We start from the raw sequence: 23,527 nt of genomic DNA on the forward strand, positions 1-23,527 counted from the left end.
ATTTTGCAGGGTTATTCAAGTTTGTTTTATGGCAAAAGCGTTTCTATTTTGGTTTCCGATTTTTCTTTTAGCGGACTATCGGCCTTTAAACTCCAAATGATTAGAAATTTTCCTTTTACAACATATTCTTCTGGATGCTCATCTGTTGGTTCGCCTGCTTTTCCCCAAAGTAAACCTTGAAGAAAACGATCGCCTTTAAAAACATGATCAAATTCAAAATACATAATAGAACCACGATCTGCTTTACTTTTAAAACTCTGAATGGCTTTACTTTTTATAGTTCCAACAATGTTGCTGTAGGTTTCAATATCGTTGTAAAAACTACAGGCTTGTGGCGTTATGCAAATATTGCCATCGCTTACCATATAACCGCCTTTCGGAATTTCTTTTGGTTTTAGTTTTAAATCGGCTAAGGTTTGGCTGAATGAATTGGTTGCAAATAATAGTAATAGTGTTGATAGTAGGATTGTAGGTTTCATTGAATTTTTGGGATTGATTTGGTATGCTAAAATAGAATTTTTATTTGAGTTTTAAACGTGGGTTTTATATCCATTTAGTAAAATCTATCAGTCTAAAAAGGTATCAAAATATAAAAACATTTTGGCTAAAAATATTAGACTAAAGGCAAGAAAAACTAAGGAAAAAAATAAATAGATTTTGTTTTTAAAAACTCTAAGAAATGCAAAAAATGAATAGCCAAAAATAACACTGGTGACGATATATAACATTTTCAGGAATTCTAAAGCATCTGCGTCAATCACGATGTATTTTCCATCGTTAATAGTATATGGCGTAATAAAATAACTACCCAAAAAAAGAAAAACTCCAATAAAAAATAATATCCTTATTATGATTTTCATAATATTTTATTTGTTGAGATAGATTTTAAAATTTTGGCTAGCTTCTAAAAACATTAATCGTTCTTGATAAAATTAAATATAATTGAAAAGCAGTTATAGAGATTGTAATGAGTGTGAGATAAGCAGAAGAATTAATAAGTTTATTGTTTTCTATCTGTAATTGTTTTGCAATATTTACTCTTCTGTTATTTAAGGTTTTTAAAAAATGCATTATGACGATTGACCAGCTAAACATTAAAAGTGCAAAAAAGGCAAAACCGTTTGGCATTCCTTCGATGTTTAGTAAAGTATAAATTTTGGTAAAAACTATGGCAATTACAAAATAAGCTAATGCATACAAAAGTATTTTTTTTAACCCATTTTCAGATTTTAGAAAATAAAAAATGGAGCAATTTAGTAGGACGATAAAAAGGGCAAGGAGATGATATGACATTTTGTTTTTGGGTTAAAAAAAAGCACAAAATAAAATGTTATTTGTGCTCTTTTAAAATTTATATTTCTAAGAAATTATTTCCCTTTTAGTAATTTTTCTAAATATTCAACTTTGTCTTTTTCAGCCTGAACCAAACGTTCGTAAAGTTCGACAACTTTATCAAGTGGATTGAAAGTGCAAGAATTGTTAGTGTTTCCACTTCCTTGTGCTCCGTTATTTGCACTATTGTCATAAAAGTTATTAAAGAAATTAAAAACTGATTCTTCAGAAAAATTTTCAATCACTTCTTTAGTTACGCCTAAAGCTTTTGCAATTTCAACAAGTTTATCTTCATCAACAGTTTCACTTGCTTCAATGTTAGAAACAGTTTGCTGGCTTAAACCAATTGCAATAGCAAGTGCTTCCTGTTTCATACCTTTAAGCTCTCTGATTCGGCTTATGTTTCTGCCGATATGTTTTGGTTTTGATGTTGTGCTCATAATTTCAAAGGTATTTAATTTTTTTGATTTTTTTTTATCTTTTTCGATTTGGCTTTTCGTTAAAGGTAATTTCAATTGATGGTGTTAATTCCTTTAAACATTGTTGATAAATTTCTTCTCTCCATTTTTCAAAAAGCTCAATTAAATCGAAGAATAATTTTTCGGATGGATTTTCAGGATGCGGTTTTTTGAACAAATTTCCTATTCTAATATTGTGCGATTTGCCCAAGTGATTAATAACATAATCTTCCCAGCCTTGATCCTCCATAAATATATCAGAATAATAATGCTTTAATTCTAGATGCTCTAGATTTAATATTTCTGAAATTATGTTTTTAATTTCTAAAGGTATTTCGCATTCGAATTGCTTTTCAAATCGTTCAAAATTTTTTTTACGAAAAACGATATCAACCTTGCAATCAAAAATAATATCTATATAAATTCCTAAGTCTAACGATCTTTCTGTCCAACCGTCAAAATGATCATAGGAAAGAATGTAGTCTTCATGTAATTTGAAATTTCCTGTTGAAGAGTCTATTTTACGTATGTTAAGTACTTCAAAGTTCATTTGTTTAGGTATTAAATATTTTTTTTTAATTACGTAAAGTTTATACACAATCTTGTCATTTCGACGTAAGGAGAAATCTTCGCAAGTAGCTCTACAAAGATTGGAAATGTTATTCAAATATATAATTCAAAAAATCCAAATAAGGATTAATAGTTTTTATTAATTCGATTTTCTTTTCTCTGCGCCAGTCTTTTACTTCTTTTTCGCGAGCAATGGCTTCTTGAATCCATGTAAATTTTTCGTAGTACAGCAAATAAATAGCATTGTATTTTGATGTAAAGGTTTTGTTTCCAGTTGTATTGTTTTCTTTGTGCTGACTCAAACGGATTTTTAAATTATTTGTCACTCCTGTATAGAAAACGGTTTTGTATTTGTTTGTTAGTATGTATATGTAATAGGTATGATAGCCTTCTTGGTGTAGCATTTTTTTTTGATGCTAAAGATAAAAATAATTTAAGATTTTTCTTTCTTTTATGTTGGGTTTTTGATATGTTTTGTGGAGTTACTTGCGAAGATTTCTCCTTCGTCGAAATGACAAACTAGGAGATTACTTAGGGTGTATTTTTAATCTGAAATGACAAAAGAAGTACTTTGTAGGGCTACTTGCGAAGATTTCTCCTTACGTCGAAATGACAAATATTGTGGTTACTTTGTGTAGACTCCGACTTCGCTTAGCCTGACAGAGGTTTACGAATCTAAAATCTAAGCTCAAAAATCTGAAATAAAAAAATCCCGCCTCAATTAAGAAACGGGATTAAAATGATATTCTCTTTTTTTCTATTGTTAAACCGTAGCAGCAATTTCTTGTGGTAACGGAATTTGATTTTTAAGTAAATCTTCAAATGTTTCAGCTTGGCGAATCAAGATTCCCTGGCCGTTCATCCAAAGAACTTCGGCTGGTTTGTATCTTGAGTTGTAGTTCGAAGACATTGAGAAACAGTATGCTCCAGCATTTCTGAAAGATAAAATGTCACCTTCTGTAATTTCTGGAATTCTACGGTTGTTTGCAAAAGTATCTGTTTCGCAAATGTATCCTACAACAGAGTAAAAACGCTCTTTTCCTTTTGGATTTGAGATGTTGTCAATATGGTGTGAAGATCCGTAAAACATTGGACGAATTAAGTGGTTGAAACCACTGTCGATTCCAGCGAAAACTGTTGAAGTCGTTTGTTTTACTACGTTTACTTTTACTAAGAAATGACCTGCCTCACTCACCAAGAATTTTCCTGGTTCAAAAATCAAAGTTAAATCTCTGCCATATTCAGCACAGAAAGCGTTGAATCTTTTAGATAATTTTTTACCTAATTCTTCGATGTCTGTTTCGATATCGTCTTTTTTGTAAGGTACTTTGAATCCGCTTCCGAAATCTAAGAATTGTAAATCTTTGAAATGTTTAGCGGTATCAAACAGGATTTCAGCCGCATACAAGAATACTTCGATATCTAAAATATCCGATCCTGTGTGCATGTGAATACCTACGATGCTCATTTTTGTATTTTCGACAATTCGCAAGATATGCGGAATCTGGTGAACAGAAATTCCGAATTTACTATCGATATGTCCAACAGAAATGTTAGCGTTTCCGCCCGCCATTACGTGTGGATTGATACGGATACATACCGGAATATGTGGATGTTTTGTTCCGAATTGCTCCAGAATAGATAAATTGTCGATATTGATTTGTACACCCATTGCAGCAACTTCTTCAATTTCTTCTAGAGAAACGCCGTTTGGTGTAAAGAAAATTCTTTCGGGTTCATAGCCAGCATGAAGTCCTAATTGAACTTCCTGAATTGATACAGTGTCTAAGCCAGACCCCATGTTCTTTAATAACTGAAGAATCGCAATGTTAGACAATGCCTTCATGGCATAATTAACTCTTAAGTTTTCTACCTTAGAGAAAGCTTTAGTTAATCTGTTGTACTGAGATTGGATTTTTTCAGCATCGTAAACATACAATGGACTTCCAAATTGGTCTGCTAACTGCAGTAAATCTTTTGCTTGCATTTTTCAAATTATTTTGAGCAAAGTTATTACACTTTTGATTACCAGCAAATAATTTGCAGAAAAATAACAAAATATAACAAATTGTTTTATTTTAAACAAAAAGTTGCTGTTTTTCGAATTTTATAACCTTTTTCTAAGATGCTAAGGTTCTAAGTTGCTAAGGTACTAAGTTTTTTTGCTATGAATTTGGGAATTAACTTATTCTTAAATGCTGTTGAAGTTGTTTTTTGCCACAGATTATCATGATTAAAAGGATTTTTTTTTCGCCACGAATTGCACAAATTTCCACAAATTTTTAATTTTTCGTAAAATGCTCAAAACATAACCCGTGGTTTCAACCACGGAGAACGCAATATATGATTACGCTCAATCCGTAACGTTTCCCGTGGTTGAAACCACGGGCTATATTTTGAAATAGAAATCGGCTAGAAAATAAAAATTCGTGAAAATTTGTGCAATTGCTTCGCCAGTTCGCTATCGCTCGGGTCGTGGCTAAGAAAAAAATCCTTTTAATCATGATAATCTGTGGCTAAAAAAAAACAAAACCCCTGAATTATTAATTCAAGGGTTTGTCAATAGTATGTGTTGTGTTTTTTATAGTTTTATAGGCTAGGAAGATCTCCTTTTCCTTTAGTAGGCAAGTTAGTAGAGCCCATTAAGAACAAATCTACTTCTCTTGCTGCTTCGCGACCTTCTGAAATAGCCCACACGATTAATGATTGTCCTCTTCTCATATCACCAGCAGTGAAAATGTGAGGAACGTTTGTCTGATAGTTATGCGCTTTGTAGTTGCTTCTCATATCAGTTTCGATTCCTAATTGCTCGCTTAATGTTTTCTCAGGACCTGTAAATCCAAGAGCTAATAAAGCTAAATCGCAAGGCCAGATTTTTTCAGAACCTTCTTTCTCGATTAATTCTGGACGCTGACCTGGAGTCATTTTCCATTGCACTTCAACCGTTTTTAATCCAGTTAATTCGCCTTTATCGTTAGAAATGAATTCTTTAGTGTTGATTAACCAGTTTCTGTCGCAACCTTCTTCGTGAGAAGAAGATGTTTTCAACTGCAGCGGCCAGAAAGGCCAAGGAGTAGACTCGCTTCTTCCAACTGGAGGTTTTGGTAAAATCTCAAAGTTAGTTACCGATTTGGCTCCGTGTCTGTTTGAAGTTCCGATACAGTCAGAACCAGTATCTCCACCACCAATAACGATTACATCTTTACCAGTTGCTTTAACCTGATCTGGAATAGATTCTCCGTATAAAACTTTAGTTTGTTGTGTCAAGAAATCCATTGCCTGAACAACACCTTTGCTTTCGATTCCTTTAGTTGGCAAGCTTCTTCTTTCAGTTGCTCCTCCGCATAAAACGATAGAATCGAATGCGTTTAATTCTTCAACACTGAAGTTAACACCAACGTTTACATTAGTTTTGAAAGTGATTCCTTCTGCTTCTAGAATAGCTACACGACGATCGATAATTCCTTTTTCTAATTTAAAATTTGGAATTCCGTAACGTAATAAACCTCCAATTGCGTTGTCTCTTTCAAAAACAGTAACCGTGTGACCCGCTCTGTTTAATTGCTGAGCAGCTGCAAGACCTGCAGGCCCTGAGCCAATAACAGCAACAGTTTTTCCAGTTCTAGTTTTTGGCGCTTGTGGTTTAATCCATCCTTCAGCAAAACCTCTTTCTACGATGCTTTTCTCGATGTTTTCGATAGAAACCGGATCTTTGATGATTCCTAATACACATGATTTCTCACATGGAGCAGGGCATAAGCGTCCTGTAAATTCAGGGAAGTTATTAGTAGATTGTAAAATCTCTAATGCACTTTGCCATTCTTCCTGATGCACCATGTCGTTGAAGTCAGGAATTAAATTTCCTAACGGACAACCACTGTGGCAAAAAGGAATTCCACAGTCCATACATCTTGATCCTTGTTCTTTTAATTTATCTTTTGGTACCGGAATAGTAAATTCGTTGTAGTTCGAAACACGTTCTGCTACTGCTAAATTACTTTCATCGGCTCTGTTATATTCTTTAAATCCGCCTATTTTACCCATGACTTTTTAAATTAAATTTCAATTTCTTTAAGTTCCAAATTCCAATCCTTCGACTTCGCTCAGGAAGACATTTTCATTGATATTGCCATTGGAATTTGGAATTTTATTTTTTGAAATTGATTTTTATCCCGCTATTAATTCTTCTATTTTTTTCTCTTCTGCAATTCTTTGTAATGCTTTTTTGTAATCAGTTGGCATTACTTTTACGAAGTGCTGTTGTTGGTTTTCCCAGTCTGCTAAAATTCTTTTTGCTAATGGACTGCTTGTGTACAACGAATGGTTTTTGATTAGTTTTCTTAGTTTCGTAAGATCTTCTTCTTCCATTGGATCGAATGCAACCATTTCCATGTTACAAACTGTAGAATCGAATTTCTTTTTTGGATCGTAAACATAAGCTACACCACCGCTCATACCAGCTGCGAAGTTTCTTCCTGTTTTTCCTAAAACTACTACTGTACCACCAGTCATGTACTCGCAACCGTGATCTCCAATTCCTTCAACAACTGCTGTTGCTCCAGAATTTCTTACACAGAAACGCTCTCCGGCCATTCCATTAATATAAGCCTCTCCGGTAATAGCTCCGTAAAGGGCAACGTTTCCGATAATGATATTGTCTTCAGGGTTGAAAGTCGCAGTAGGAGGTACTTTTACAATTAATTTTCCTCCAGAAAGACCTTTTCCTAAATAATCATTACAGTTTCCGTGAATTTTAAATGACAATCCGTTTGTTGCAAAAGCACCAAAACTTTGTCCAGCAGAACCTTCAAAATCAACTAAAATAGTGTCATCAGGTAATCCTTGTGCGCCGTAGATTTTTGAGATTTCGTTACTCAAAATCGCACCTACAGAACGGTCTGTATTTTTAATTTTAAAGGTTACTCTTGTTTTCTCTTTTCTATAGATAGACGGAATCGCTTCTTTGATGATATCAAAATCCAATACGTTTTCAAGTTGGTGATCTTGAGTAGTTGTATTATGATTTGGCTCTGTTTTCGCTTTTTCCGGTTTGTATAGAATTGTTGACAAGTCTAAACCATTTGCTTTATAATGTTTGATAGCTTTGTTCACATTTAATTTTTGTGATTGACCTACCATTTCTTTTAAAGTTCTGAAACCTAACTGTGCCATGATTTCTCTTAACTCTTCAGCAATGAAATACATGAAGTTGATTACGTGCTCTGGAGTTCCTTTGAAATTCTTTCTCAATTCAGGATCTTGAGTTGCAATACCAACTGGGCAAGTATTTAAGTGACAAGCTCTCATCATGATACATCCAGAAGCTACAAGCGGAGCCGTTGCAAATCCGAATTCTTCTGCACCTAATAAAGCTGCGATAGCTACGTCACGACCTGTTTTCAACTGTCCGTCACACTCTAAAACTACACGGCTTCTTAAATCGTTTAAGATCAAAGTTTGCTGCGCTTCAGCTAAACCAAGTTCCCACGGAATACCTGTGTGCTGTAAAGAAGTTAATGGAGCAGCTCCAGTTCCTCCGTCATAACCTGAAATCAAGATAACGTCAGCTTTCGCTTTAGCAACACCGGCAGCGATGGTTCCAACTCCAACTTCAGAAACTAATTTTACGTTAATACGAGCTTCACGGTTTGCGTTTTTCAAATCGTAAATCAACTGAGATAAATCCTCAATTGAGTAAATATCGTGGTGAGGAGGAGGCGAAATCAAACCTACATAAGGCGTAGAGTTTCTCGTTTCAGCAATCCAAGGCACCACTTTTTCTCCAGGTAACTGTCCACCTTCACCAGGTTTTGCTCCCTGAGCCATTTTGATTTGGATTTCTTTAGCGTTTGTCAAATAGTTGATCGAAACACCAAAACGTCCTGATGCAACTTGTTTAATTGCAGAGTTTCTAGAATCTCCGTTAATTTCTTTTTGGAAACGTCTTGGATCTTCTCCACCTTCTCCAGAGTTACTTTTTCCTCCAATTCTGTTCATTGCAATTGCTAAGTTCTCATGCGCTTCCTGGCTGATAGAACCATAAGACATTGCTCCAGTTTTGAATTTCTTTACAATTTCTGTCCAAGGTTCTACTTCGTCAATAGAAATAGGATCTAAATTATTGAATTCAAATAAACCTCTAATCGTCATTAAGTTTGAGCTTTGCTCATTAACGGCATTTGAGTATTCTTTATAACTTTCTGGGCTGTTTAAACGAACCGCTTGTTGTAATTTAGAAATCGTAGTTGGGTTAAACATGTGTTTTTCACCACCACGTCTCCATCTGTAAATACCTCCAATTTCAAGAGAAAGCAAGTTTGCAATTTTTGAATTTGGGAAAGCTTTTTGGAAACGTTTTTTAACCTCTTTCTCCACTTCCATTAAACCAATTCCTTCAATTCTTGATGGAGTGTAAGGGAAGTATTTAGATGTAAATGTTTTGTTTAAACCTAAAATCTCGAAAATCTGAGCAGCTCTGTACGAATGTAAAGTAGAGATACCAATTTTGTTCATGATTTTCACGATTCCTTTTGCAATTGCTTTGTTGTAATTTACAACAGCATAATCAGCTTTTACTTTTGTAATGAAACCTTTTTCAACTTGATCGTGAATGATTTCGTTTACCATGTAAGGGTTGATGGCACTTGCACCGTATCCGAACAATAAAGCAAAATGATGCGGTTCTCTTGGTTCAGCAGATTCGATAATGATTCCGAATTTAGAACGAACTTGTAAAATGTTTAATGAGTGGTGAATGTAAGAACAAGCCAATAACATTGGGATTGGAGCTAATTCTTCGCTTACACCTCTATCTGATAAGATAATGATGTTGCATCCTTCGTTAACCGCTTTAAAAGTTGCCTGAACACATTTTTCAAGAGCACGCTCTAAACCGTTAACTCCTTTTTCTATTTTATATAAAGTAGAAATTGTAGCCGATTTGAAATCTGCGTGATCAATATTTCTGATTTTGTCCAAATCCTCATTAGAAATAACCGGATTTTGGATTTTTAATTTTTTACATTGTTTCGATTCAATTTCGAAAATATTGAAATCTCCACCAATCGCTAAACTGATATCAGTAATGATTTCTTCACGAATACCATCCAACGGCGGGTTTGTAACCTGAGCAAACAATTGTTTGAAGTAATTGTACAACAACTGAGGCTGATCTGAAAGAACTGCCAAAGGTGTATCGTTACCCATAGAACTGATTGCTTCAGCTCCGTCGCTTCCCATTGGGTTGATGATCGTTTTTAAATCTTCAATTGTATAACCAAACAAACGCTGTCTTGTTAAGAAATCTAATTTTTCAACAGGAGTAGGGTTGTTTGTGTAAGGAACGCTAGCCAATGGCAATAAGTTTTCGTCAACCCATTGTTTGTATGGACGTTTTGTAACGATTGCTTTTTTAACTTCTTCGTCTTCGATGATACGACCTTCATTCATATCAACCAAGAACATTTTTCCTGGCTCTAGACGACCGTGTTGGATTACATCTTCTGGGTCGATGTCTAATACACCAATTTCAGATGACATAATTACGAATCCGCTTTTCGTTAATGTATAACGAGATGGACGTAAACCATTTCTGTCTAGTAAAGCTCCAATTACGTTACCATCTGTAAACGGAATAGAAGCAGGACCATCCCAAGGCTCCATGATACAAGCATTGTACTCATAGAAAGCTCTTTTCTCTGGAGACATTGTCTGGTGTTTTTCCCAAGCTTCAGGAACTACCATCATCATTGCCTCTGGAAGAGAACGGCCAGTCATTAATAAAAGTTCAATTACCATATCCATAGAAGCAGAATCTGATTTTCCTTCTAAGATAATTGGGAATAATTTTTTAATGTCTTCGCCAAAAACTTTGCTCTGCATAAGCTCTTCACGAGCACGCATACGGCTTACGTTTCCACGAAGTGTGTTGATCTCACCATTATGACACATGTATCTAAACGGCTGAGCTAAGTCCCAAGATGGGAATGTATTTGTAGAGAAACGTTGGTGCACAAGCGCTAAACGAGTCACCAAGTCCGGATCTTTCAAATCTATATAATAACGGCTGATGTCTTCTGGCATCAATAGACCTTTATATATTATAGTAGTTGTCGATAGGCTAGTGAAATAAAACATGTGGCTTTCTGAGGTTTTAGATCCTCTTACGGCATGTTCAGCAATTTTTCTAGCTGCAAAAAGTTTTGCATTAAATTCTTGTTCAGTTAAATCTTGTCCGTTTTTAGAAACGAAAACTTGTTTAATTGTTGGTTCTTTTTCTGCGGCGATTTCACCTAAATTTTCAACGTCAACTGGCACATCTCTCCAACCTAAAACCTTTAAGTTTTGATCTTTGATAGTAGCTTCAAATGCATTAATACAAAAAGAAACCTGGTTTTTGCTTTTTGGTAAAAAAACCATTCCTACTGCATACTCACGCGCTTCTGGGATTTCAAAGTCACAAACTTTCTTAAAAAAATCATGAGGAATGTCGAATAAAATTCCGGCTCCGTCACCAGTTCTTCCATCAGAACTTACGGCACCACGATGTTCCAATTTAATTAAGATGTCTAATGCTTTGTGAATAATATCATTTGACTTAATACCATTCAAATTACAAATAAATCCTGCACCACAATTGTCGTGTTCAAATTCAGGCAGATAAAGCCCTTGTTCTTTAACTCTCATTCTTGATATTTTTTTTACAAAAATAAAGATTTCGTTAAATATAATGTATTGAAATAGTGCTTTTGCTTACATTTTTGCTGTAATATTAGAAAAAGGGTTCTTAATTATTAATATTGTTATATTAGGTATCTCGAATTGCTAAAAATATAATTACTCTTAAAATATATTAGGAAAAATCGTCGGCAGGCCAATAAAACCAATGAATTTTTTGTTAAATATCAAACTTTTTATGTGAATTGTGTTAACATTAACAAATTGTTCCGTTAACGATTTGTTTGCTTTGAAAAATTATCAACGCCTACTACCTATATATAACATTTATTTAATTGAAAAAGATTTTACTATTAAGTTGTATTTTGTTACTTTTGTCGCACTTTTATTCTGAAATAAATTCAGAACCAGACAAATTCTATATTATGAACATACACGAATATCAAGGAAAAGAAATTTTAGCGAGTTACGGAGTACGCGTACAACGCGGAATTGTGGCTAACAATGCGGTTGAAGCTGTAGCTGCTGCAAAACAATTAACTGCCGAAACTGGTACAGGATGGCATGTAATAAAAGCACAAATTCACGCAGGTGGTCGTGGAAAAGGTGGTGGAGTTAAGCTGGCAAAAAACTTACAACAAGTTGAAGAGTTAGCAGAACAAATCATCGGAATGCAGTTGATTACACCTCAGACTCCGCCTGAAGGTAAAAAAGTAAATAAGGTATTAGTTGCAGAAGATGTTTACTATCCAGGTGAAAGCGAAACTTCTGAATTTTATGTTTCTGTTTTATTGAATAGAGGTACAGGACGCAACATGATCATGTATTCTACTGAAGGTGGAATGGATATCGAAGAAGTTGCTGAGCACACTCCACACTTAATCTTTACTGAAGAAATTGATCCTTCTGTAGGATTACAAGGTTTCCAAGCTAGAAGAATTGCTTTCAATTTAGGTCTTTCTGGAAACGCTTTCAAAGAAATGGTGAAATTCATCGATGCACTTTACAATGCTTACATTGGTTCTGATGCTTCTATGTTTGAAATCAACCCAGTTCTTAAAACTTCTGATAACAAAATCTTAGCGGTTGACGCTAAAGTTAACATCGATGATAACGCTTTATACAGACAAGCTAAATATGCTGAAATGAGAGATATCCGTGAGGAGAATCCAATCGAAGTTGAAGCTAAAGAAGTTGGTCTTAACTATGTTGACCTTGACGGTACTGTAGGATGTATGGTAAACGGAGCAGGTCTTGCAATGGCAACTATGGATTTAATTAAATACGCTGGTTTTGAGCCTGCTAACTTCCTTGACGTAGGAGGAACTGCTGATGCAAAACGTGTTGAGACAGCTTTCAGAATTATCTTGAAAGATCCAAACGTAAAAGCTATTTTGATTAACATCTTCGGAGGTATCGTTCGTTGTGACCGTGTTGCTCAAGGTGTTGTTGACGCTTACAAAAACATGGGTGACGCTATCAATGTGCCAATTATCGTTCGTTTGCAAGGAACAAATGCTGAAATTGCAAAAGAATTAATTGACAACTCTGGTATGCCAATCTTATCTGCAGTTCAGTTCCAAGAAGCTGCTGACCAAGTTAAAGCTGCTCTTTCTTAATTAAAATAAGAAATCAATTTATATAGAAAATCCCTCCGTGCTTCGGAGGGATTTTTTTGTTTTTGTAAAGTTTGCGTGTTCTAAAGGCGCACTGCAGTGATTCTTCACAATAAAATAATATGCTTTAAAAATTTTCTCTCGCAGATTGAGCAGATTTTTAATGATAAAGAAAAAGATAAATCTGATGAATCTGCAAAATCTGCGGGAGACAAAAATTTTAGCAGCTTGCAAAATATATAGCCACAGATTATTAGGATTAAAATGATTTTTTAAAATCTGTGTTAATCTGTGTAATCTGTGGCTAAAAAGACTTTGCGAACTTTGCCTATCCCGATAGCTATCGGGATTGTGTGCTTTGCGGTTTAAAAAATTATTTCAAAACAGTCGCCAATTCTACAATTTCAAATTCTGGGTCATGTGCTAGAAATTCTCTTAGCATTGCAGCGTGTCCAGCTCCAAGCAAAACCATTATTTTTTTATCGGTGCTTTCGGTTAATTTTTGAACCAAAGAATACATGTACAAGTTTCTTTTATACCAATTTGAAACTAGAGAAGCTCCTGTAAAATCGTCTGGATTTCCAGCCCTGTTTGCTACTTCTAGATACCATTGAATGTTATCTTCATTAGCGGCCTTTTTATTATAGTAAAGCATAAGATCGGTAAGAGAGCTTTTTGCCATTCTTTCATTGTTTTCCTTCTGAAACCTTTCTGTAGACTCAGTAGTTTTTTTTATTAAATCCTTCTGATTCGCTTTTTCCATTGACATCATTAAACTATCATAAGGAAAACGAGTGCGATAGTCAATTCCATACATCTTTTTGTGATTCAGTTTTTTAGCAGTGCGTAATGCTAATTGAGCAATTTCATTTGAATCTTTTTTGAGTATGCTATCAGTGTTTTTGTTGTAATACTTATCTAATTCAGCTTGTTTGGCAAATTTCCATTCTACAAAAATTTTATCAGGACCAAATTTCTTGATTTTATCACTCATTATTTCGAGCTCTTTTTGGCTTTTCTCAGACATTACATTAAAAGTATTTATCTTGGCAATATCATGACCTGGGTTTGCATAATGAAAAGTTCCGATTAATAAAATTTGTTTTTTCTTAGCTTGCTGAGCAGAAGTGATGTTAAGTGTAATAAGAGCTAGTAATAAAATAATTTTTTGCATGATGATTTTGTTTTTAAATTCATTGCAAATGTATAGGCAGATTTAAAGCTTTATTTTCATTTTTGATGAATGCGGAATTTCAATTGACCAACTATCCAAATTTTGATTTCAAAATGTTCATGTAAAGTTTTTGACTGTTCATCATACAAAAAATGAGGTTTCATATAAAATACCGTTTTCGTTTAAAGTCATAATTGTATTTTTGATGTTATAACCAATTTCTATGAAACTCAAAATTCCTTTTTACTACTATATTGTTCTTTTTCTCGGATTGTTTTTGACCTATTTTCTTTGGGATTACGGAATAAACAATAAAGTGGCAATCGAGAAGCATACCAAACTTTATTTTTGGCTTACATCAACTTATATTCTTTCCATCTTTATTGTTTACGTATTAAATTTCTATACTTTTTGTGATTGGTTTCTAAATAAAAAGAAAATACTTTTTTACTTTTTAAGCATACCAATCTCATTAGTGATTTTTGCGGGTGTTCGTTATGTAACTCAGGAAGTTATTGTTTTTCATATTACAGGAGTACACAATTATGATGTTCGCGAATTAGAATGGGGATTTTACATTCTTGATAATTTATTTTTTGGCCTTCCGGCTGTTATTTTTAGCGCTTTAAGTTATTTGTTCTGGCAGTTTCAAAGTGCGCTGAAGTACAATCAGGAATTGCTTTTAGAGAATAAAAAAGCTGAGTTTCAAATGCTAAAAGCGCAGGTTAGCCCTCATTTTTTGTTTAATACGCTGAATTCTTTTTATAGCCAGTTAGTTATAAAAGAAGATGAAATGGCTGATGATATTTTGGTTCTTTCAGATTTGCTTCGATATGTTATTACCGAAACAGATAAAGATGAAGCCATACTTTCAAAAGAAATTCAGTTTATTCAAAACTATATTCATTTGCAAAAAAAACGTTTTGAAGATCAGTTATATCTGGATTTTTCTGTTGAAGGAGAATATTCAAATGAAAAAATCCTTTCGTCAGCTTTAATTCATTTTGTGGAGAATGTTTTTAAACACGGGAAACTGAATAATGAAAATGAAAAAGCTTTTATTGTAATCAAAATAGAAGATGGATTTCTTGAGATTTCGACTTTCAATTATAATGTGGATGGAGAGAATTATTCGTCAACCGGAATTGGTTATGAAAACCTGACGAAAAGACTCGAATACATGTATAAAGATCAATTTATACTTGAAAAAACAGAAGAAAATAATACCTTTAAAACCTACTTGAAAATACCACTAAAAAATTAATCTATGGCTTTTAAATGCATTATTGTAGACGATGAACCGCCTGCAACACGAATACTCGAGAATTATATCGGAAAAGTAAATTTTCTAGAAAAAACTGGAGTTTTTAATGATTCTTTAAAAGCATTAGAATTTTTAAATACGCAGTCTGTAGATGTAATTTTTCTAGATATTCAAATGCCTCAGTTGACGGGATTGCAGCTTTCTAGAATCATTTCGAAAAATATAAAAGTTATTTTTACAACAGCATATCCTGATTTTGCTTTAGAAGGTTTTGAACTTAATGCAGTTGATTATTTATTGAAACCCATTTCGTTTGAACGTTTTTATCAGGCGGTTTCAAAACTGAATTCAGAGCCTAAAATGGAAATCTCAAATCAGAACAATCTGCCTGATTTTCTTTTCGTTAAAACAGATGGGAAAAATAAATTTCAGAAAGTATTTTTGAGGGATATTTTATATATAGAAAGTCTTCAGAATTATGTTTGCATACATACTTCAAAACAGCAGATTATCACGCATTCATCTTTGAAAAATGTAATTGAATCTCTTCCAGAAAATGAATTTATTCAGATTCATAAATCGCATGTTGTTTCTTTAAAACATGTTGAATCTACCGATAATTTTTCTGTTTTTATTAATGGAAAAGAACTTCCGATTGGGGCGACTTTTAAAGATGCTTTTTTTGATAAAATAGAAGAGAATAAGATATAGATTTTTTAACCGCAAGGCACGCTAAGATTTTACTTTTAGAAAACGCTTATAAACGCAAAGTTCGCAAAGCTAAATCAACAGAATTCTACGGATTTTATTTCAATATAGCCCGCGGTTTCAACCGCGGGAACACAATGTATGTCACACAATGAATCTCTGAACGCTCCCGTGGTTGAAACCACGGGCTATGTTTTAAAGAAGAATTTGAAAATTACAATCTTTTTTTAAACACAAAGTTCGCAAAGCTTCATGAATAAAACTTTGCGAACTTTGCGAAAATCTCTGCGTTCTTTGCGGTTAAATCTTCAATTACGATTTTTTCTTATTCCCGTTTTTAAAAACTACTTTTTCTACAACAACTGGTTTTCCATTTCCTTTTGGGAATGATTTCTTTTTAGGTTTTCCAGCTGATGATCCTGAGCTAGATGGTTTTTTATCACCTCTGTATTTTTCAGAATCTTTTGGAGCGGCTTTAAATTCTGGTCTTTCCTTAGAAGTTTCTCTTTTTGGAATTTCAGCTTTATGCTTTGCCAAAACCTCATTTGGGTTTTTAGGATTTTCTTTAGTTCCTCTTAAATGAATTACTAATCCGTTTAGAAAGTTACGCAAAACCTGATCGCCACATTCCATGTAATTTGGATGGTCTTCAGCTCTAAAAAAAGCGCCCAATTCTGATTTTGAAATTCTAAAATCTACCAATTCTAAAATTTCAACTATTTGGTCATCACGGAGCATTAAAGCCACGCGAAGTTTTTTAAGTATATCGTTATTTGTCATAATTTTTGTTTCAGGTTTTTTCTGTTTCAAGTTCCATGATTCCAATCTGAAACTAAAACTCCTAATTTATTTTACAAAGGTAGTTTTTAAAATGATTAAAATCTAGAATTGAAATCATTTAAAGTTGCAACCAATTTATCCAAATCTTCTTTTAAATGATTTGCTGTAACTACAATTCGATTTAATGGTTCTGCTTCTTTAGTATATCTGAAACTAGCAATAATGATTTTTTCTTGTTTTAGTTTCTCTACTAATTCGTTTGATAATAAATAAATCAAAGGGTAGTTTTTGTCAAATTTGACATTGCCATTTTTAATTAAAATTGAATCAATATAATTTAAATTATCTAGCAGTTTTTGATGTTGCTTTTTATAAATTTCTTTAGCATCAGAAAGCGTTTGCACAAAAGCGGGGTTCATTCCTGCCGCGCTTGTAAAGGTTTCAAGTTCTTTTATTTCTTTGATAAAATCAAAATCACTCGCAATTACTCCGCCTGTTAATCCGAAAGCTTTTCCTAGGGACGAAACCAAAATTTTTCTTTTAATTGGAAATTCAATTGACGCATAAATTCCGGAACCATTTTCGCTGATAATTCCTAGCGAATGCGATTCATCAATTAGTAAAGTAATTTCTTTGTTTTTTGAAATTTTCTCTAAAAATGATAAGTCGGCAGGTTTTGTTTCAAATGACGGAACGCCATCAGTCAAAATTGTAATTTTTTCTGGTTTTGAATCCAATAAACGTTCATTCAATTTTTTATTTATAAAAACAGGCAGACTATTTTTAATCTGAATGGCTGAATGTATTTCATTTAAATGATAAAAAAAGTCCGTTTGCTCTTTTAATTTTTCCAAAACCAGTTTTCCGGCCAGCATTCCCGAAGAAACCGTAACAGTGCTTTCTGAACCAATATGAGACGCTAAAAATCTTTCGCCTGCATCATAAGCTGTTAGTTGAATATTCGCAGTTCTTGAGCTTCCGTAAGTCGTTCCCCATTTTAAAATATTCTGAACCACTAATTCCTGAAATGCTACATTTGTTGGAAGTCCCAAATACGCAGTTCCACCAAAATACAAATATTGTTCTTGGTCAATTTCGATAACTCGATCTGGAAACTTTTCGACTTTCATTTTATAGCAATGTAACTCCAGTTCCGTTCAAATTGGGATAACTTACAACACCATCTTTTATGGTTACTCCAGTTGCAATATCTTCTGCCAAAAGAAGTGCGCCGTCCATATCTACATAATCTAGTTGAGGCAATAAATGGGCAATTGCAGAAATTCCAACAGTAGATTCAGTCATACAGCCCACCATTGTTCTTAATCCTAGTTTTTTAGCTTCTTCGATCATGCGTTTTCCAGGAGTTAAACCACCGCATTTTACCAGTTTTACATTAACACCATGAAAATGATTGTGGCATTTTGCTACATCTTCTTCAATTATACAGCTTTCGTCGGCAATTACAGGAAGAACAGAATGTTTAAAAACTTCTTTGTGACCTTCCCAATTATCAGCTTTCATTGGCTGTTCTAAGAATTCTACACCTAGTTTTTTTAATTCAACAGCATTGTTGATGGTTTCTTCAACCGTCCATCCGCAGTTGGCATCAATTCTGAAAACAGCATTGGTGTGTTTGCGAAGCTCTTTCACAATTTCGATATCTTCTTTGGTTCCTAATTTAATTTTATAAATAGGCCATGGAAGTTCCTGCATTTTAGAAACCATTTTCTCGATAGAAGCAATTCCGATGGTATAATCGGTCATTGGATTTCTTTCTGTCGTGTAATTCCATAATTCGTAAAGCTTTTTGCCTTTTTTACGAGCATACAAATCATTATAAGCTAGATCTAAGGCACACAAAGCAAACATATCATCTTTTAAATATGGATGAATTTTTGCCCAAAACACTTCTGGAGTTTCATTTTCAGTATTCTCAATAATGTTTCTGATTTTTTCCAAATCCTGCATCATCATTGGCACAGTTGTGTTGTAATACGGATTTGAAGTGGCTTCTCCAAAACCAGAAAAACCATCGCTTTGCAACTCAACAATTAACGAAGGCTGAAAATCTATAGATTCTCTCGAAATGGTAAAAGTGTGTTTTAGTTTGAGATTGTATTCTCTTAAGATAAGTTTCATGGTGTAATAAGCTTGTTTTTTGTTTTTTTAAATAGAATTCTAACTCTTTTTAATAGACATTTTTATTCCGATGCCTGTTTGTAAATCTGGTGCATTATCTAAATTTAAATCTTCTCGAAGATACACAAAATAAGAAAATCGCTTCGTAGAATAAGTACAAATTGCGCTCCATCCTTCTACATCTTCATATAAATGAGAAATTGTTTTCTGCCAATGTGTATTGATTCTTTGGCCGGTTAGGACAATATAATCCATGTCACTTTTCTTATTATATGAATTTTGAAAATTGTAATTGACGCCATAAGACATGTGATTGCTGTTTCTAAGTTTTACTTTGTAATTAATCAAACCTTCAAAACTGCATAAAAAATCCTGATTGCTGAGGTTTACCCCGTCTCCATATTCAAAAATATGCTGACGTAAAACTCCGGCGCTTAAACCAAAACTTAGAATGTTTTTATCTTTGATGATCATTTTTTTTATGATCGAAGAGGAAATCCCAAAATCGGCAGCGGGATTATATTTTGAAGTATTAATGCCTAATTGTGCTCCAAAATTTAGATAAATATGATGTTTTTCATTCATTTCTAATTTAGGATAAAAGGTGTAATTTATATCAACTCCAGAAATTGTAAAATTATTGTTATCCATTTTTAGAATTTTTCCATTTTCATCTTTGTATGATATTCCTGCTTTGTTGATTCCGTAGTAATATCTTGAAAATGGATCTTTTCCGCCAGCGATATTACGATGAAACCATTCGATCGATTCATCTGAAGTGAAAACCGAAAAAGGATATTTGCCTCGATCAAGCGAGTTGGCTCGGAGGCTGAAATTAAGCTCGTGATTAATGGTAAGCGGTAATGTAAAGTTAAATCGATAAGATCTAATAACACCATCAGCCTCAAATTCTTTAATTTTAGACGGCACCTTGTTTAAATCGAATGAATATTCGCGAGTATGCCACGGCTGATTTTTGGAATTTTCACGATCAACCGGATCTGTTAATTCATATGATTTTACATAAGGCAATACTACATTTCCGCTCGAAACTTCAAATGAAAATGAGTATTTTTCGGTATTACGAACATTGAAATTATGATTTAATCTCGAAATGTAGATTCCAAAAGGATGCGTTGAAAGAGTATTAGGTTTTATAATATCAGATGAATTTTCTAATTCTTCATTCCAAAAATCATTTGTATTAGATTGTGCTGTTGAAAAGCAATTGACAAGTAAAAAGAGAAAAAAGAGTAAATGATATTTCATTTCAGATTTTAAAAATTTTGATAAATCTAATGAATTTTAAAACGATTAGATTGGTTAATTTTTAAAAAAATGAATGATTTTTAACTTTTTTAAAATAAGTTTTTTACGGTAATTGTTCCTGCAATTTTTTAATTTCATCACGAAGTTTAGCTGCTTGCAAGAAATCCAATTCTTTAGCAGCTTTTTCCATCGTTTTACGCTTTTCACGAATCATTTTCTCTAATTCTGTTTTAGATAAATAAGCCGTTTCTGGCTCAGCTGCAACAGGAATCGGATGTCCTAATTCGTACTCAACCAATGGATTTTTGGTGAATGCACTTTCGATTTTTTTGTTTAATGCTTGAGGAACGATATTATTTTCGACGTTGAAATTAATCTGTTTGGTTCTTCTATAATTGGTTTCGTCAATTGTTCGCTGCATACTTGCCGTAATTTTATCGGCATACATAATGGCTTTACCATTTAAGTTTCTAGCCGCACGACCAATGGTTTGTGTCAAAGATCTATGATTTCTCAAGAAACCTTCTTTATCGGCATCTAAAATAGCAACAAGTGAAACTTCTGGTAAATCCAAACCTTCACGAAGTAAGTTTACACCAATAAGAACATCAAAAATACCTTTTCGTAAATCCTGCATGATTTCGATACGTTCTAAAGTATCTACTTCAGAATGGATATAACGGCATCGAATGCTTACTTTGGTTAAATATTTAGCTAATTCTTCGGCCATTCTTTTGGTCAAAGTAGTCACTAAAACTCTTTCGTCTAATTCGCAGCGAACTTGAATTTCTTCAATCAAATCGTCAATCTGATTTAAACTCGGACGAACTTCAATTTCAGGATCTAATAATCCGGTTGGACGAATAATCTGCTCAACATAAATTCCGTCAGATTTTTGCAATTCGTAATCGGCAGGAGTTGCAGAAACGTAAATTACTTGATTTTGTAAAGCTTCAAATTCTTCAAATTTCAACGGACGGTTGTCCATTGCGGCTGGCAAACGGAAACCATATTCGACTAAATTTTCTTTACGGCTGCGGTCACCTCCATACATAGCATGAACCTGCGAAACCGTTACGTGGCTTTCGTCTACAACCATCAAATAATCACTCGGGAAATAATCTAATAGGCAGAAAGGCCTTGTTCCGGCTTCACGCCCGTCAAGGTAACGCGAGTAATTTTCAATTCCAGAACAATAACCCAATTCACGGATCATTTCTAAGTCGAAATTGGTTCTTTCTTCCAGACGTTTGGCTTCTAGATGTTTTCCTATTTCTTTAAAATAGTCAACTTGTTTAACCAAATCCTGTTGAATTTGCCAAATTGCGCCTTGTAAAACTTCTGGAGAAGTCACAAACATATTGGCTGGATAAATGGTTAATCTTTGAAATTTCTCTATTACATGAGACGTTTTGGCATCAAAGGATTCGATTTCTTCGATTTCGTCTCCAAAGAAATGAATTCGATACGCATCATCGGCATAACTTGGATACACTTCAACTGTATCTCCTTTAATTCTAAAAGTTCCTGGGTTAAAATCTGCCTCAGTTCTGGCATATAAACTCTGGACCAAACTGTGTAATAGTTTAGTTCTCGAAATAACTTGATCTCGTTTAATTTCAATTACGTTCTTCTGAAATTCAACAGGGTTTCCAATACCATACAAACAAGAAACTGATGCCACAACCAAAACGTCGCGACGACCAGAAAGTAGAGAAGAAGTAGTGCTTAAACGCATTTTTTCCAGTTCTTCATTGATAGATAAATCTTTTTCAATGAAAACTCCCGTAACAGGCATAAAAGCTTCTGGCTGATAATAGTCGTAGTAAGAAACGAAATATTCAACAGCATTGTTTGGAAAAAACTGTTTGAATTCAGAGTATAATTGAGCAGCCAAAGTTTTGTTGTGAGCTAAAACCAAAGTAGGTCTTTGCACTTCTTGAATTACATTGGCAACGGTAAAAGTTTTTCCTGAGCCTGTAACTCCCAATAAAGTTTGATATTTATCTCCGTCGACTACACCTTGTGCCAATTTTTGTATGGCTTGGGGCTGATCTCCTTTTGGACTATATTCTGAGGAAACTTGAAATTTCATTTGCGTATACTGAAAATTTGGTTTTGTAAAGATACAAAGTTTGAATAAGTAAGTAGTTTAAAGTCTGTTCCGAATTGTACTAATTTGCATTAAGTTTTTATTTTTGAATGAATGTAAATGCAAAGCACATTTGTAAAATGTGAGGAAAAAACTCTTATTCTAAAAAATTAATAACGGCATCATTTACAATTTTTGGCTGATCTATAGTTAAAAAATGACCAGCATCTTTAATGATTTTTGTTTCGCTTTTTGATAAATGTTTCTGGGCTCTTTCTAAACTTTCTTCGGAATTAATAATGTCTCTGTCGCCAATTAAAACTAAAACAGGATTTTGAATAGATTCTAATTCTTTATCTGAGAATGGGAGCATTTTTAACATGCTGGAATTGGATTTTGCATATTTATTGGCCAAATAGAATTGCCTTTTGTAAATACGGCTTATGTTTTCTGGATGAGTTGAAAAAGTGTTTAATGTTTTGCTGAATTTCTTTTCGCTTGGAAAAAGTTTCAGCATTAATGCCGAAGTTGTTTTTCTTGGTTTATCAAGAAATTTGAAAGTCTGTGCTGGACTTAATAGAACAATTTTATCAATTGAATTTGGTTTTTGAACAGCTAATAGGGTCGCAATCCATCCACCGCGTGAAGCCCCAATTATATCAAATTTCTTTAATTTATAGTAAGTAAAAACTTCATTATAAAAAGCAACAATATCATCTGATGAAAGGGGTTTTGCGGTTAAGTTGGACTTATTGGGTTCCATTATAAAATCGATGGCATAAATACGATGACTTTTAGCGAAAGCTTGAATGTTGGGATACCACATGGTCGAGCTGGCATCCATTCCGTGAAGTAAAACCAGATCTTTTCCGCCTTTTGGCCCAGCCATTACAATATGTGCGGTTCCAAAACTAGTTTTTACATCTTCTTCGGTGTACGGAATGTTCCAAAGTTTGAGAGCTTTATCATAAGCAGTTTGATAATTTACTTCTTCACTTTTGGTTTTAAAAACGTAATCTTCAAATTTTGCTTTTTTTGAAGCGCAACTTGTCACTAAAAAAAGTACAATAGCTAAGCGGGAATATATTTTTAACATCGTAATAAAATTCAATTTTCAGCTTAAAGTTACGAGTAGAGTGGGCGAAAAGTGTATCAGAATTTTATTTTAAAATATCATAATTTTAAGATTTGTCGTTTTTGGAAGTCAGATAATAAATCTGAACAAATGCTAATATAGCATTCGGAATTATTACCGGCCAAAGCCATTGATTGAAATCTCTGTAATCGTTTAAAAAGATACCGTAAATGACAAAACAGATGCAGCCAAACATATTAATGAAACGTATTGCTCGAAGGTTTTTCAGCAAAAATCCTCCGACAATAAAAACAGATGCGAGATAACCAATGTATTCAGCCATGATCTTGATTTTAAATAATTTACAATAA

The 23,527-nt window shown here is 33.7% G+C and carries 19 protein-coding genes; 3 read left to right on the forward strand and 16 right to left on the reverse strand.

Annotation, left to right across the window (positions count from 1 at the left end):
• Positions 1 to 26 precede the first annotated feature (26 nt).
• The 8 genes from PQ463_RS00345 to gltB form a co-directional block, all read right to left on the reverse strand.
• On the reverse strand, positions 27 to 479 hold the full coding sequence (locus PQ463_RS00345) for a hypothetical protein (RefSeq protein ID WP_274255778.1): 453 nt from the start codon (positions 477 to 479) through the stop codon (positions 27 to 29).
• Positions 480 to 897: 418 nt separating this feature from the next.
• Positions 898 to 1,200 (reverse strand): hypothetical protein, encoded by a 303-nt coding sequence (locus tag PQ463_RS00350; protein WP_274255779.1) that lies wholly within the window; start codon positions 1,198 to 1,200, stop codon positions 898 to 900.
• Between the two features lie 167 nt (positions 1,201 to 1,367).
• Positions 1,368 to 1,772 carry a helix-turn-helix domain-containing protein gene (locus tag PQ463_RS00355; protein WP_008462113.1) on the reverse strand — a complete coding sequence of 135 codons (405 nt, stop codon included), beginning with the start codon at positions 1,770 to 1,772 and terminating at the stop codon, positions 1,368 to 1,370.
• 34 nt (positions 1,773 to 1,806) lie between these two features.
• Positions 1,807 to 2,340, reverse strand: a complete 534-nt coding sequence (locus PQ463_RS00360) for a hypothetical protein (protein WP_274255780.1) — start codon at positions 2,338 to 2,340, stop codon at positions 1,807 to 1,809.
• A 109-nt stretch (positions 2,341 to 2,449) separates the two neighbouring features.
• Positions 2,450 to 2,764, reverse strand: a complete 315-nt coding sequence (locus tag PQ463_RS00365; RefSeq protein ID WP_274255781.1) for a GIY-YIG nuclease family protein — start codon at positions 2,762 to 2,764, stop codon at positions 2,450 to 2,452.
• Positions 2,765 to 3,123: 359 nt separating this feature from the next.
• Positions 3,124 to 4,347 (reverse strand): diaminopimelate decarboxylase, encoded by a 1,224-nt coding sequence (gene lysA / locus PQ463_RS00370; protein WP_202000105.1) that lies wholly within the window; start codon positions 4,345 to 4,347, stop codon positions 3,124 to 3,126.
• 602 nt (positions 4,348 to 4,949) lie between these two features.
• Positions 4,950 to 6,404, reverse strand: coding sequence for a glutamate synthase subunit beta (locus PQ463_RS00375; protein WP_274255782.1), 1,455 nt, complete (start codon positions 6,402 to 6,404; stop codon positions 4,950 to 4,952).
• Between the two features lie 123 nt (positions 6,405 to 6,527).
• Positions 6,528 to 11,045 (reverse strand): glutamate synthase large subunit, encoded by a 4,518-nt coding sequence (gltB, locus tag PQ463_RS00380; protein WP_274255783.1) that lies wholly within the window; start codon positions 11,043 to 11,045, stop codon positions 6,528 to 6,530.
• Between the two features lie 416 nt (positions 11,046 to 11,461).
• On the opposite strand from gltB, the gene sucC reads away from it, so the two are divergent.
• Entirely contained in the window at positions 11,462 to 12,655 is a 1,194-nt protein-coding gene (sucC, locus tag PQ463_RS00385; protein WP_111377869.1) for an ADP-forming succinate--CoA ligase subunit beta, read from the forward strand.
• A 370-nt stretch (positions 12,656 to 13,025) separates the two neighbouring features.
• Here sucC and PQ463_RS00390 read toward each other — a convergent pair whose 3' ends face one another.
• Positions 13,026 to 13,826 (reverse strand): DUF5694 domain-containing protein, encoded by an 801-nt coding sequence (locus tag PQ463_RS00390; protein WP_274255785.1) that lies wholly within the window; start codon positions 13,824 to 13,826, stop codon positions 13,026 to 13,028.
• 223 nt (positions 13,827 to 14,049) lie between these two features.
• Here PQ463_RS00390 and PQ463_RS00395 point away from each other — a divergent pair, with 223 nt between their 5' ends.
• A complete protein-coding gene (locus PQ463_RS00395) occupies positions 14,050 to 15,090 on the forward strand; it encodes a sensor histidine kinase (protein ID WP_274255786.1) in 1,041 nt (346 codons plus the stop codon).
• A gap of 3 nt (positions 15,091 to 15,093) precedes the next feature.
• Positions 15,094 to 15,801, forward strand: coding sequence for a LytR/AlgR family response regulator transcription factor (locus PQ463_RS00400; RefSeq protein WP_274255787.1), 708 nt, complete (start codon positions 15,094 to 15,096; stop codon positions 15,799 to 15,801).
• Between the two features lie 309 nt (positions 15,802 to 16,110).
• Here PQ463_RS00400 and PQ463_RS00405 read toward each other — a convergent pair whose 3' ends face one another.
• The 7 genes from PQ463_RS00405 to PQ463_RS00435 form a co-directional block, all read right to left on the reverse strand.
• A complete protein-coding gene (locus PQ463_RS00405) occupies positions 16,111 to 16,578 on the reverse strand; it encodes a DUF1456 family protein (protein ID WP_274255788.1) in 468 nt (155 codons plus the stop codon).
• A gap of 95 nt (positions 16,579 to 16,673) precedes the next feature.
• Positions 16,674 to 17,708, reverse strand: coding sequence for an aminotransferase class I/II-fold pyridoxal phosphate-dependent enzyme (locus tag PQ463_RS00410; protein WP_274255789.1), 1,035 nt, complete (start codon positions 17,706 to 17,708; stop codon positions 16,674 to 16,676).
• A 1-nt stretch (position 17,709) separates the two neighbouring features.
• Entirely contained in the window at positions 17,710 to 18,720 is a 1,011-nt protein-coding gene (locus PQ463_RS00415; RefSeq protein WP_274255790.1) for a dipeptide epimerase, read from the reverse strand.
• Positions 18,721 to 18,759: 39 nt separating this feature from the next.
• Positions 18,760 to 19,989: a hypothetical protein gene (locus PQ463_RS00420; RefSeq protein WP_274255791.1), complete on the reverse strand. Its 1,230-nt coding sequence runs from the start codon at positions 19,987 to 19,989 to the stop codon at positions 18,760 to 18,762.
• 103 nt (positions 19,990 to 20,092) lie between these two features.
• The gene (uvrB, locus tag PQ463_RS00425) at positions 20,093 to 22,084 is read right to left on the reverse strand and encodes an excinuclease ABC subunit UvrB (RefSeq protein WP_274255792.1); all 1,992 of its coding nucleotides are present in this window, start codon (positions 22,082 to 22,084) and stop codon (positions 20,093 to 20,095) included.
• 154 nt (positions 22,085 to 22,238) lie between these two features.
• Entirely contained in the window at positions 22,239 to 23,177 is a 939-nt protein-coding gene (locus tag PQ463_RS00430) for an alpha/beta fold hydrolase (protein WP_274255793.1), read from the reverse strand.
• An 85-nt stretch (positions 23,178 to 23,262) separates the two neighbouring features.
• The gene (locus tag PQ463_RS00435; RefSeq protein ID WP_111365373.1) at positions 23,263 to 23,499 is read right to left on the reverse strand and encodes a uroporphyrinogen decarboxylase; all 237 of its coding nucleotides are present in this window, start codon (positions 23,497 to 23,499) and stop codon (positions 23,263 to 23,265) included.
• Between the last annotated feature and the right edge of the window lie 28 nt (positions 23,500 to 23,527).

Origin of the sequence: Flavobacterium sp. KACC 22763 (assembly GCF_028736155.1) — a bacterium.
Classification (GTDB): Bacteria; Bacteroidota; Bacteroidia; order Flavobacteriales; family Flavobacteriaceae; genus Flavobacterium.

Excerpts from the sequence above, each read along its gene's own strand:
- PQ463_RS00345 (WP_274255778.1), bottom strand. The coding sequence starts at position 479 with ATGAAACCTACAATCCTACTATCAACACTATTACTATTATTTGCAACC.
- PQ463_RS00355 (WP_008462113.1), bottom strand. The coding sequence starts at position 1,772 with ATGAGCACAACATCAAAACCAAAACATATCGGCAGAAACATAAGCCGA.
- PQ463_RS00360 (WP_274255780.1), bottom strand. The coding sequence starts at position 2,340 with ATGAACTTTGAAGTACTTAACATACGTAAAATAGACTCTTCAACAGGA.
- PQ463_RS00365 (WP_274255781.1), bottom strand. The coding sequence starts at position 2,764 with ATGCTACACCAAGAAGGCTATCATACCTATTACATATACATACTAACA.
- lysA (WP_202000105.1), bottom strand. The coding sequence starts at position 4,347 with ATGCAAGCAAAAGATTTACTGCAGTTAGCAGACCAATTTGGAAGTCCA.
- PQ463_RS00375 (WP_274255782.1), bottom strand. The coding sequence starts at position 6,404 with ATGGGTAAAATAGGCGGATTTAAAGAATATAACAGAGCCGATGAAAGT.
- gltB (WP_274255783.1), bottom strand. The coding sequence starts at position 11,045 with ATGAGAGTTAAAGAACAAGGGCTTTATCTGCCTGAATTTGAACACGAC.
- sucC (WP_111377869.1), top strand. The coding sequence starts at position 11,462 with ATGAACATACACGAATATCAAGGAAAAGAAATTTTAGCGAGTTACGGA.
- PQ463_RS00390 (WP_274255785.1), bottom strand. The coding sequence starts at position 13,826 with ATGCAAAAAATTATTTTATTACTAGCTCTTATTACACTTAACATCACT.
- PQ463_RS00395 (WP_274255786.1), top strand. The coding sequence starts at position 14,050 with ATGAAACTCAAAATTCCTTTTTACTACTATATTGTTCTTTTTCTCGGA.
- PQ463_RS00400 (WP_274255787.1), top strand. The coding sequence starts at position 15,094 with ATGGCTTTTAAATGCATTATTGTAGACGATGAACCGCCTGCAACACGA.
- PQ463_RS00405 (WP_274255788.1), bottom strand. The coding sequence starts at position 16,578 with ATGACAAATAACGATATACTTAAAAAACTTCGCGTGGCTTTAATGCTC.
- PQ463_RS00410 (WP_274255789.1), bottom strand. The coding sequence starts at position 17,708 with ATGAAAGTCGAAAAGTTTCCAGATCGAGTTATCGAAATTGACCAAGAA.
- PQ463_RS00415 (WP_274255790.1), bottom strand. The coding sequence starts at position 18,720 with ATGAAACTTATCTTAAGAGAATACAATCTCAAACTAAAACACACTTTT.
- PQ463_RS00420 (WP_274255791.1), bottom strand. The coding sequence starts at position 19,989 with ATGAAATATCATTTACTCTTTTTTCTCTTTTTACTTGTCAATTGCTTT.
- uvrB (WP_274255792.1), bottom strand. The coding sequence starts at position 22,084 with ATGAAATTTCAAGTTTCCTCAGAATATAGTCCAAAAGGAGATCAGCCC.
- PQ463_RS00430 (WP_274255793.1), bottom strand. The coding sequence starts at position 23,177 with ATGTTAAAAATATATTCCCGCTTAGCTATTGTACTTTTTTTAGTGACA.
- PQ463_RS00435 (WP_111365373.1), bottom strand. The coding sequence starts at position 23,499 with ATGGCTGAATACATTGGTTATCTCGCATCTGTTTTTATTGTCGGAGGA.